General features: G+C 68.0%; 3 protein-coding genes. All 3 read left to right on the top strand.

The window, feature by feature from the left end; genetic code table 11:
- On the top strand, positions 1-159 hold a 159-nt coding region (locus ABT304_RS30835), incomplete at its 5' end, for a carboxyl transferase domain-containing protein (protein ID WP_350719470.1).
- Entirely contained in the window at positions 156-371 is a 216-nt protein-coding gene (locus tag ABT304_RS30830; RefSeq protein ID WP_350721243.1) for an acyl-CoA carboxylase epsilon subunit, read from the top strand. The genes ABT304_RS30835 and ABT304_RS30830, both read left to right, overlap by 4 nt.
- A gap of 22 nt (positions 372-393) precedes the next feature.
- The coding region (locus tag ABT304_RS30825; RefSeq protein WP_350721241.1) for an ATP-binding protein at positions 394-1,283 on the top strand (890 nt) is incomplete at its 3' end.

Here is a 1,283-nt window from a genome sequence, read left to right as displayed (position 1 = left end):
ACCACCCTGGCCAACCCCTACATCGCCGCCGAACGTGGCTACATCGACGCGGTCATCCCACCCCACGAGACCCGCGCCGAAGTCACCCGCGCCCTGCGCCTGCTGCGCACCAAGCGCGAGACCCTGCCCGCGAAGAAGCACGGAAACATCCCGCTGTGACCGCGCCCGAGGAGCAAAAGCCACTGCTCAAGGTCATCGACCACAACGCCACCCCCGAAGAAGTGGCCGCGATCGTGGCCGTCTTCGCCGCCCTCGGCTCAGCCGGCGAGGCCCCCAAGAAGAAGCCCCGCTCTCTGTGGGCCACCCCGCAGCTGCGTACCCCCATCCACCCCGGCCCCGGCGCCTGGCGCGCCAGCGCTCTTCCGAACTGAACACCGTAGAAAGCAGAACACCGTGCCTGAACTGACAAAGGTTTTGATCGCCAACCGCGGTGAGATCGCGGTTCGAGTGATCCGTGCATGCAAGGACGCCGGGATCGGGTCGGTCGCGATCTATGCCGAGCCCGACCGTGACGCGCTGTTCGTGCGGCTGGCCGATGAGTCCTACGCCCTGGGTGGCGCGACCCCGGCGGAGTCGTACCTCTCGATCGAGAAGATCCTCGACGTCGCCAAGCAGTCGGGGGCGGACTCGGTCCACCCCGGCTACGGGTTCCTGGCCGAGAACGCCGACTTCGCCACCGCGGTGATCGAGGCTGGGTTGACTTGGATCGGTCCCTCCCCTGAGGCGATCGATGCGCTGGGTGACAAGGCCAAGGCCAAGCAGATCGCTTTGAAGGCCGGGGCGCCGTTGGCGCCGGGGCTCAAGGACCCGGTCAAGGACGCCTCCGAGATCGTCGACTTCGCCCAGGAGTACGGCCTGCCGGTCGCGATCAAGGCCGTCTTCGGGGGCGGTGGCCGCGGCCTGAAGGTCGCCCGGACCCTGGAGGAGATCCCCGACCTGTACGAGTCCGCGGTCCGTGAGGCCGTGGGTGCGTTCGGGCGGGGTGAGTGTCTGGTGGAGAAGTTCCTCGACAAGCCCCGCCACGTCGAGACCCAGTGCCTGGCCGATACCCACGGCAACGTGGTCGTGGTCTCCACCCGGGACTGCTCCCTGCAGCGCCGCCACCAGAAACTGGTCGAGGAGGCCCCCGCACCGTTCCTGACCGAGGAACAGAACAAGCGGCTCTATGAGTCCTCCAAGGCCATCCTGCGCGAGGCCGGCTACGTCGGCGCCGGGACCTGTGAGTTCCTGGTCGCCGCCGACGGCACCATCTCCTTCCTCGAGGTCAACACCCGCCTCCAGGT

The sequence above is a fragment of the Nocardioides sp. NPDC000445 genome, from assembly GCF_040300245.1.
Taxonomy (GTDB): domain Bacteria; phylum Actinomycetota; class Actinomycetes; order Propionibacteriales; family Nocardioidaceae; genus Nocardioides.
Note: the sequence above shows the minus strand (reverse complement) of the source record. Positions and strands in the feature narration are given on the sequence as shown.